The sequence below is a fragment of the Streptomyces panacea genome, assembly GCF_040560175.1.
GTDB lineage: Bacteria > Actinomycetota > Actinomycetes > Streptomycetales > Streptomycetaceae > Streptomyces > Streptomyces panacea.
Map to the genome: position 1 here is coordinate 1 of NZ_JARJHW010000239.1, position 9,870 is coordinate 9,870.

The 9,870-nt window shown below is 69.9% G+C and carries 6 protein-coding genes; 3 read left to right on the forward strand and 3 right to left on the reverse strand.

Translation table 11 applies throughout. The annotated features are described in order from the left end of the window. Positions 1–480 precede the first annotated feature (480 nt). Positions 481–936, reverse strand: a complete 456-nt coding sequence (locus P3L51_RS32900) for an Rv3235 family protein (protein ID WP_354609005.1) — start codon at positions 934–936, stop codon at positions 481–483. Positions 937–1,230: 294 nt separating this feature from the next. On the opposite strand from P3L51_RS32900, the gene P3L51_RS32905 reads away from it, so the two are divergent. From P3L51_RS32905 to P3L51_RS32915, 3 genes are all read left to right on the forward strand, one after another. Then, positions 1,231–1,737, forward strand: a complete 507-nt coding sequence (locus P3L51_RS32905) for a DUF6912 family protein (RefSeq protein WP_354609006.1) — start codon at positions 1,231–1,233, stop codon at positions 1,735–1,737. 74 nt (positions 1,738–1,811) lie between these two features. Then, the gene (locus P3L51_RS32910) at positions 1,812–2,483 is read left to right on the forward strand and encodes an HAD family hydrolase (RefSeq protein WP_354609007.1); all 672 of its coding nucleotides are present in this window, start codon (positions 1,812–1,814) and stop codon (positions 2,481–2,483) included. 365 nt (positions 2,484–2,848) lie between these two features. After that, positions 2,849–7,996: an NAD-glutamate dehydrogenase gene (locus P3L51_RS32915; protein ID WP_354609008.1), complete on the forward strand. Its 5,148-nt coding sequence runs from the start codon at positions 2,849–2,851 to the stop codon at positions 7,994–7,996. Between the two features lie 210 nt (positions 7,997–8,206). Here P3L51_RS32915 and P3L51_RS32920 read toward each other — a convergent pair whose 3' ends face one another. Next, positions 8,207–8,998 (reverse strand): ABC transporter ATP-binding protein, encoded by a 792-nt coding sequence (locus tag P3L51_RS32920; RefSeq protein ID WP_354609009.1) that lies wholly within the window; start codon positions 8,996–8,998, stop codon positions 8,207–8,209. Continuing rightward, positions 8,991–9,851, reverse strand: a complete 861-nt coding sequence (locus P3L51_RS32925; RefSeq protein ID WP_354609010.1) for an ABC transporter permease — start codon at positions 9,849–9,851, stop codon at positions 8,991–8,993. Before P3L51_RS32925 ends, P3L51_RS32920 begins: the two co-directional genes overlap by 8 nt. Positions 9,852–9,870: the final 19 nt, after the last annotated feature.

The window sequence follows — 9,870 nt, forward strand, 5'->3', positions numbered from 1 at the left end:
GACAGGCCGTTGGGTGGGCTGGAGTGGGTCCGTCCGGCGGTGGGTGTGGTCTCGGACCCCTGGACGGGCTGGAGTGGGTCCGTCCGGCGGTGGGTGTGGTCTCGGACCCCCGGACGGGCCGAGTGGGCCGTTGGGCGGGCTGGAGTGGGTCCGTCGGCGTGGGTGTGGTCTCGGACCCCGGACAGGCTGGGTGGGCCGTAAAACGGGCTGGGTGGGTGCCGACAGGCCGGAGTGTGTTCAGCCCATGGCGAGCGGTCTCACAACCGCCGGGCGGGCCGGGTGTTCGCCGTGCGGGTTGAGAGTGTGGCCAACCGGAGGCTGGGTGCCCTCGGACACCGGACGGGTCGCGTGGGTGCCGACGGGCCGGAACGGGTCCGCCGGCACCCGGGTGTGGTCTCGGGCGTCGTACGGGCTCGTCGGTGGTGGGCGTGCCCCCAAGCGCCGGACGGGTGCGCGGCGCCTGAGGGTGAGGCTGGTCCGTTACCTCGGGCTGGGGCGAGGTGCTACCTCCACCGCCGCGCAGCGCCAGCGGAGGTCCGGGGACTGCTCCAGGCGGAACGCCATCGCGCGGACCTGGTCCCCCGCCGCGACGACCGCCCACGCCTCGACCACTCCCGGGCGCGGGTGGAAGCCCCGGCAGGTGCGGATCACCGGGGTCGTGTTGCGGGCGCGGAGTGGGGTTTTCGGGGCCAGGTGGACGAGTTGGTCGTACGCCTCGCCGATCGTCTGGCCCAGCATCGAGTGGACCGGGCGAAGGCCGCTGAGGACCGCGAGCAGTTGTTCGGCGAAGCGCTCGTGCGGCTGGAGCCAGGGTTGGCGGCGCTGGGAGACCACGCGGCCCGGCCTGCGTGGGTCGCGCCTGGCCGGTGGCCGGGTCGTGGCGACCGTCCGGGCCGCCGCCCTGTCGTTCGTCCTGCTGGTCTCTGTGTCGCTCACGCAGATCGCCCCCGTTCCGCAGGCCCGGTCGTATTTGCGTTACCGGGCAGTAACTTGTGTTGGGGATCTTCTACGGGGCATCCGCCACCGTCGCAAGGGCCGGATTCCGGGGCGCCGCGTGTGGCGGGTGTCACCTGTCCGTGTGGCCGGGCAGGCCGGGCCAGGGCTGGAGGTGTCACTCTGCGTATTCGAGTGGGCGTGAAACGGCTCCGCAGTGTCACCCCGACGAGGGACCGGCCGGATGTGCCGCACGTATCCTTGAGCCGCTCACCCGACTACGAAAGCGGTCATCGCATGCGCGTCTACGTCCCTCTGACCCTTCCCGGTCTCGCCGAGGCGCACAAGACGGGCGAGCTGGGTCCTGGGCCGCTGACCGCCTACGCGGTGACGCCCGGACTGCGTGAGTGGTATCTCTCCGACGACATCGAGGAGTTGGAGTACGCGGCCCTCAACCGCGCCGCCGCCGCCTCGCTCCGGCTGATCGCCGGTGATCCGTCCGCCGCGCGGCGCCGGGTCGTGGTCGCCGTCGACGTACCGGACAAGGACGCCGCCGCCGACCCCGACCGCGGGGTGGACTCCGCCGGGCTCGGCGAGGTGCGGATCGCCGTGGCCGTCCCCCTGGCCAAGGCCGCCGCCGCGCACATCGACGCGGACGGCGCCGAGGACGACGTGTCCGCCGCCGCCGCGGCGCTGGGCGCGGCCGACCACGGTGACGACGACGCGCAGTTCACGGTGGACGGCGCCGAGGACCACGAGCTGCTCTGGTTCGGGGTCCAGGAGATCCCGGGCATCGTCGCGTAGGACTTCGGCGCGCACGGCTGCGCCGCGAGCAGTTCCGCGGCGCGTTGTCAGACCCGGCCGGTAACGTTTCCGGCATGGGGAAGCGCGACACACATCTGGTCTGGGACTGGAACGGCACTCTGCTCGACGACTTCGGCGCGGTCATCGGGGCGACCAACGCCAGCTTCGCGGAGATCGGTCTGGAGCCGATCACCGCCGAGCGGTACCGGGATCTGTACTGCATGCCGATCCCGGTCTTCTACGAGCGTCTGATGGGCCGCCTCCCCACGGACGCCGAGTGGCTGATCATGGACGAGACCTTCCACCGGCACTACGTCGAGCGGCGCGTCGGGTGCGTGCTGACCGAGGGTGTCGAGGAGCTGCTGACGCAGTGGACGCTGGCCGGCCGCAGCCAGTCGATTCTCAGCATGTACGAGCACGACCAACTGGTGCCCGTCGTGCGGGGCTACGGGATTCACCAGCACTTCGTCCGGGTCGACGGACGGACGGGGCCTTCCGGCGGCACGAAGGCCGTGCACATGGAGCGCCATCTGGCCGCGCTCGCCAAGGAGGGCCGGATAGACCCGGCCCACACGGTGGTCATCGGTGACGCGGTCGACGACGCCCTGGCCGCCGCTCATGTGGGAGCCCGCGCGGTGCTCTACACCGGCGGATCGCACAGCCGTAAGAGCCTGGAGGAGGTCGGGGTGCCCGTAGTGGACAGTCTCGCCGCGGCCGTCGATCTCGCGCAGAGCATCGCGCGCTGACCGTCAATCTCCGCAGCGCCCCCGCCACCGGCCACTTGTCACTGGCCGGACCGGCAAATTTCTCGCCCTTCTTTTGTACATATGCGGTTCATGACGGGTCAGGGGTGCGGCGGGATAGCCTGGGGCCGTGATCAGTGCGATATGCCGTGGGAGCAGCGAAGCTCCCGGCCCGCGCCCGGAGTGCCACAGCGCCCCGGGCCTCGCTGATCTCCACAATCCGGCGTGGCCGTCAAGTTTGGCCAATAACGTCCCGGACATCTCTCATCGCGGCATAGCGTCGACTCAGACCGGACACCCCGCGTCGTGGCGTTGTGTCGCTTCTTTCATCGACGTCACGCAATGGCGCGCGACAGGAGCCAGAGGACATGCAGACCAAGCTGGACGAAGCCAAGGCCGAGCTGCTCGCACGGGCGGCCCGGGTCGCTGAGAACAGCCCAGCCGGGGGTGCTGGGGGTCTGGGGGGCACCTCCCGGAACAACTCGGCCGCGACGGCGACCGACGACGAGACGTACGACGAGAAGCGTCCGGACAAAGAGACGCTGCTCGCCTTTCTCCACAAGTACTACCTGCATACCGCACCGGACGATCTCGCCGACCGCGATCCGGTCGACATCTACGGCGCGGCGCTCTCCCACTACCGCCTGGCGGAGGACCGTCCGCAGGGCACGGCCAGCGTGCGCGTCTACACGCCGTCCGTCGAGGAGAACGGCTGGACCTGCACCCACACGGTCGTCGAGGTCGTCACCGACGACATGCCGTTCCTGGTCGACTCGGTCACCAACGAACTCTCCCGGCAGAACCGCGGCATCCACGCCGTCATCCACCCGCAGATCCTGGTGCGCCGCGATGTCACCGGCAAGCTCATCGAGGTCCTTCCCGAGAGCCGGGGCGACGGCGCCGAGCTGACTCACGACACCCTGATCGAGTCCTGGATCCACGTCGAGATCGACCGCGAGACCGACCGGTCCGATCTCAAGCAGATCACCTCCGACCTCCAGCGCGTCCTGTCCGACGCCCGCGAGGCCGTCGAGGACTGGGACAAGATGCGCGAGTCCGCGCTGCGCATCGCCGACGAGCTGCCCAGCGAGCCGACCGCCGACGACCTGCGCGACCAGGAGGTCGAGGAGGCGCGCGAGCTGCTGCGCTGGCTCGCCGACAACCACTTCACCTTCCTCGGCTATCGCGAGTACGAGCTGACGGGTGACGACTCCCTGACCGCCGTGCCAGGCACCGGCCTCGGCATCCTGCGCTCCGACCCGCGGCACACCGACAACGAGGCCCACCCGGTCAGCCCGTCGTTCAACCGGTTGCCGGCCGACGCGCGCGCCAAGGCCCGCGAGCACAAGCTGCTCATCCTTACGAAGGCCAACAGCCGCTCCACCGTGCACCGCCCGAGCTATCTCGACTACGTCGGCGTGAAGAAGTTCGACGACAAGGGCAACGTCGTCGGCGAGCGCCGCTTCCTGGGCCTCTTCTCCTCGGCGGCGTACACCGAGTCCGTACGCCGCGTGCCCGTCGTACGCCGCAAGGTCGCCGAGGTCCTGGAGGGCGCCGGCTTCTCGCCGAACAGCCACGACGGCCGCGACCTGATGCAGATCCTGGAGACGTACCCGCGCGACGAGCTGTTCCAGACGCCCGTCGACCAGCTGCGCTCCATCGTCACCAGCGTCCTGTACCTCCAGGAGCGGCGCCGGCTGCGCCTCTACCTCCGTCAGGACGAGTACGGGCGCTACTACTCCGCCCTCATCTACCTGCCGCGCGACCGCTACACCACCGGCGTCCGGCTGCGGCTGATCGACATCCTCAAGGAGGAGCTGGGCGGCACCAGCGTCGACTTCACCGCCTGGAACACCGAGTCGATCCTCTCCCGGCTCCACTTCGTCGTACGCGTCCCGCAGGGCACCGAGCTGGCCGGGCTCACCGACCCGGACGTCGACCGCATCGAGGCACGGCTCGTCGAGGCCGCCCGTTCCTGGGCCGACGGCTTCGGTGAGGCGCTCAACGCCGAGCTGGGCGAGGAGCGCGCCGCCGAGCTGCTGCGCCGCTACGGCAACGCCTTCCCCGAGGGCTACAAGGCGGACCACTCGCCGCGCTCCGCCGTCGCCGACCTCGTACGCGTCGAGGAACTGAGCCGCGAGGAGAAGGACTTCGCGCTCTCCCTCTACGAGCCGGTCGGCGCCGGCCCCGGCGAGCGCCGCTTCAAGATCTACCGCACGGGCGAGCAGGTCTCCCTCTCCGCCGTCCTGCCGGTGCTCCAGCAGCTCGGTGTCGAGGTCGTGGACGAGCGGCCGTACGAGCTGCGCTGCGTGGACCGCGCGCACGCCTGGATCTACGACTTCGGGCTGCGCATGCCGCGCGGCGAGAACGGCCACACCAAGGACGACCATCTCGCCGAGGACGCCCGCGAGCGCTTCCAGGACGCCTTCGCGGCCGTCTGGACGGGCGAGGCGGAGAACGACGGCTTCAACTCCCTCGTGCTGCGCGCCGGGCTCAACTGGCGCGAGGCGATGGTGCTGCGCGCCTACGCGAAGTATCTGCGCCAGGCCGGGGCGACCTTCAGCCAGGACTACATGGAGGACACCCTCCGTAACAACGTTCACACCACCCGGCTGCTGGTCTCCCTCTTCGAGGCCCGGATGGCGCCCAACCGCCAGCGCGCCGGTACGGAGCTGATCGAAGGGCTCCTCGAAGAGCTGACCGGCGCCCTCGACCAGGTCGCCAGTCTCGACGAGGACCGGATCCTGCGGTCGTTCCTCACCGTCATCAAGGCCACGCTGCGGACGAACTTCTTCCAGAGCGCCAGCGAGGGAAGCGTCAGGAGGGGCCAGAGCGCCAGCGAGGGAAGCGTCAGGAGGGGCCAGAGCGCCAGCGAGGGAAGCGTCAAGAGAGGTCAGAGCGCCAGCGAGGGGCACGACCGGAAGATCGGGACGGGCCGGGCGAGCACCGTCGACAAGCACCACAGCTACGTGTCGATGAAGTTCGACCCGCAGGCCATCCCCGACCTGCCCGCGCCCCGCCCCGCGTACGAGATCTGGGTCTACTCGCCGCAGGTCGAGGGCGTGCACCTGCGCTTCGGCAAGGTCGCCCGCGGCGGTCTGCGCTGGTCCGACCGGCGCGAGGACTTCCGTACGGAGATCCTCGGCCTGGTCAAGGCGCAGATGGTCAAGAACACGGTGATCGTGCCCGTCGGCGCCAAGGGCGGCTTCGTCGCCAAGCACCTCCCGGACCCGGCCGTGGACCGTGACGCCTGGCTCGCCGAGGGCATCGCCTCCTACAAGACGTTTATCTCGGCGCTGCTCGACATCACCGACAACATGGTGGCGGGCGAGGTCGTGCACCCGGCCGACGTGGTGCGGCACGACGAGGACGACACGTACCTGGTCGTCGCCGCCGACAAGGGCACCGCCAGCTTCTCCGACATCGCCAACGAGGTCGCGATCGCCTACGACTTCTGGCTCGGCGACGCCTTCGCCTCCGGCGGCTCCGCCGGTTACGACCACAAGGGCATGGGCATCACGGCGCGTGGCGCCTGGGAGTCCGTCAAGCGGCACTTCCGCGAACTGGGCCACGACACCCAGACCGAGGACTTCACCGTCGCCGGGGTCGGCGACATGTCGGGCGACGTCTTCGGCAACGGCATGCTGCTCTCCGAGCACATCCGGCTGGTCGCCGCCTTCGACCACCGGCACATCTTCATCGACCCGAATCCGGACGCGGCCACCTCGTTCGCCGAGCGCCGCCGCCTCTTCGACCTGCCGCGCAGTTCCTGGGCCGACTACGACAAGTCGCTGCTGTCCCAGGGCGGCGGGATCCACCCCCGTAGCGCGAAGTCGATCCCGGTCAACGCACATGTGCGGCAGGCGCTGGGCATCGACGCGGGCGTGGCCAAGCTGACGCCGGCCGATCTGATGCGGGCGATCCTCAAGGCCCCGGTCGACCTGATGTGGAACGGCGGCATCGGTACGTACATCAAGTCGTCCGGCGAGTCGAACGCCGACGTGGGCGACAAGGCCAACGACGCCATCCGCATCAACGGCGAGGACCTGCGGGCCAAGGTCGTCGGCGAGGGCGGAAACCTGGGCGCGACGCAGCTCGGCCGTATCGAGTTCGCGCGGCGCGGGGCCGACGGCCAGGGCGGCAGGATCAACACCGACGCCATCGACAACAGCGCGGGCGTGGACACCTCCGACCACGAGGTGAACATCAAGATCCTGCTCAACGGCCTGGTGACGGAAGGCGACATGACCGTCAAGCAGCGCAACAAGCTGCTGGCGGCCATGACCGACGAGATCGGCACGCTGGTCCTGCGCAACAACTACGCGCAGAACACCGCACTCGCCAACGCGGTCCTCCAGGCCCCCTCCCTGCTCCACGCCCATCAGCGGTTCATGCGCCGCCTGGAGCGGGACGGCAATCTCGACCGGGCGCTCGAATTCCTGCCGACCGACCGTCAGATCCGGGAGCTCCTCAACTCGGGCAAGGGGCTCTCGCAGCCCGAACTCGCCGTGCTGCTCGCGTACACCAAGATCACCGTCGCCGACGAGCTGATCTCCACCGAGCTGCCCGACGACCCGTATCTGCGCAAGCTGCTGTACGCGTACTTCCCCGCGCAGCTCCGCGAGAAGTTCGCCGAGCAGATCGAGGCGCACGCGCTGCGCCGCGAGATCATCACGACGGTTCTGGTCAACGACACGGTGAACGCGGGCGGTTCGACCTTCCTGCACCGGCTGCGCGAGGAGACCGGGGCGTCGATCGAGGAGATCGTACGGGCGCAGACAGCCGCCCGGGAGATCTTCGGTCTCGGCGCGGTCTGGGACGCGGTCGAGGCGCTGGACAACGCCGTGGGCGCCGACGTCCAGACCCGGATCCGGCTGCACGCGCGGCGACTGGTCGAGCGCGGCACCCGCTGGCTGCTCGGCAACCGGCCGCAGCCGGTGGAGATCGCGGGCACGGTCGAGTTCTTCGCCGAAGGCGTGGAGCAGGTGTGGCAGCAGCTGCCGCAACTGCTGCGCGGCGCGGACCTGGAGTGGTATCAGAACATCGTGGAGGAGCTCACCGCGGTGGGCGTGCCCGACGAGCTGGCACTGCGGGTCGCCGGATTCTCCGCGGCGTTCCCGGCGCTCGACATCGTGCAGATCGCGGACCGTACGGGCAAGGAGCCGCTGGCCGTCGCCGAGGTGTACTACGACCTCGGGGACCGGCTGCGGATCACACAGCTGATGGATCGGATCATCGAGCTGCCGAGGGCCGACCGCTGGCAGTCCATGGCCCGCGCGTCGATCCGCGAGGACCTGTACGCGGCGCACGCCGCCCTGACGTCGGACGTGCTGTCCGTCGGCAACGGGACGTCGACGCCGGAGGAGCGCTTCAAGGCGTGGGAGCAGAAGAACGCGGCGATTCTCGGGCGTTCACGGACCACGCTGGAGGAGATCCAGAGCTCGGACTCCTTCGACCTGGCGAATCTGTCGGTCGCGATGCGGACGATGCGGACGCTGCTGCGGACGCACGCGTAAGCCGGTCGCCGGGGCGGGTTCTGTTCTCGAGCGCCGGACGGGCTGGGGTTACGGGGCGGGCTTGAGTGGCCCGGCCCGGCCCCGCCCGGTCGAGAGACGGGTGCTGGTGGTGGGGGCGGATTGGTTTGCCGGGGTTCGTCCGGCGGCCGGTTCGTCCTCAACCGCCGGGCGGGCTGAGAATGCCCGGCGGTCGAGGGCCCGGCCGGGGGGCTAGCGTTTGCGGTTCTTCGAGGTGGTGGCCGTGAACTCCTCGTACGCCGCCACGACGTCCTTCGCCGGGCCGTCCATCCTGAGCGTTCCCGACTCCAGCCAGATCGCCCGGTCGCAGGTCTCGGTGATCGTCTTGTTGCTGTGGCTGACCAGGAAGACCGTGCCCGCCTCCGCGCGCAGCTCGGCGATGCGCTCCTTGCTGCGCTTCTGGAAGTGGGCGTCCCCCGTGGACAGCGCCTCGTCGATGAGCAGCACGTCGTGGGTCTTGGCCGCCGCGATCGAGAAGCGGAGCCGGGCGCCCATGCCGGAGGAGTACGTGCGCATCGGCAGCGTGATGAAGTCCCCCTTCTCGTTGATGCCGGAGAACTCCACGATGCCGGCGTAACGGCTCTTGACCTGCGCCCGCGTCATGCCCATCGCGAGCCCGCCGAGTATCACGTTGCGCTCGCCGGTCAGGTCGCTCATCAGCGCCGCGTTGACGCCGAGGAGCGAGGGCTGGCCCCGCGTGTAGACCTTGCCCCCGCTCGGCGGCAGCAGCCCGGCGACGGCCTTGAGCAGCGTCGACTTCCCCGAGCCGTTGGAGCCGATGAGACCGATGGCCTCGCCCTTGTACGCGACGAAGCTCACGCCCCGTACGGCGTGCACCTCGCGCACTCCGGGGCTCTGCCGGCGCGAGACGATGCGGCTGAGCGCCGAGGTGGCGCTGCCTCTGCCGCCCTTGGTGCCGTGCACCTTGTAGGTGATGTGGACGCCGTCGACGACGACGGTCGGAACACGCTCGGTCTCAGCCACGGCCGTACTTCTCCTCCGCCTGCCAGAAGAACAGGAATCCGCCGGCCCCGACGAGCACCGCCCAGCCGGTGGCGACCAGCCAGACGTGGGGCGGGAGTTGACCGGCGGTGAAGCTGTCGATGAGCGCGAAGCGCATCAGGTCGATGTAGACGGCCGCCGGATTGCACTCGAGCGCCAGCCGGACCACCCGCGGGATGTCCTGGTTCTTGAAGACCGTGTCGAGGCTCCACATCACACCGGACGCGTACATCCAGGTGCGGAGCAGGAACGGCATCAGCTGCGCGATGTCGGGCGTCGACGCGGTCAGCCTCGCGAAGATCATCGCGAGCCCGGTGTTGAAGACGGTCTGGAGCGCGAGGGCGGGCACGGCCAGTAGCCAGGCCGGCCTCGGGTACTGCTCGAAGACGGCCAGGATCACGGTCAGCGCGCCCAGGGAGAACAGCAGCTGTTGCAGCTGCTGGAGGGCGAAGGCGAGCGGCAGCGAGGCGCGCGGGAAGTGCAGGGCGCGTACGAGGCCGAGATTGCCGGAGATGGCACGGGTCCCGGCGGTGATGGTGCCGGCCGTGAACGTCCAGATGAAGACGCCGGTGACCAGGAACGGTACGAAGTCGGGCACCCCGTGCTTGGTGTTCAGCAGGACGCCGAAGATGAAGTAGTAGACCGTCGCGTTGAGCAGCGGCGTCATGATCTGCCAGAGCTGGCCGAGCTTCGCCTTGCTGTACTGCGAGGTGAGCCGGGCGGTGGCGAAGGCCGTGACGAAGTGGCGGCGGGAGTGCAGCCCGCGCAGATACGCGGGGAGCGAGGGCCGGGCGCCGCTCTCGGTCAGGCCGTGCCTGGCGGCGAGTGCGCGCAGGTCCGGCGGGAGTGCGGCC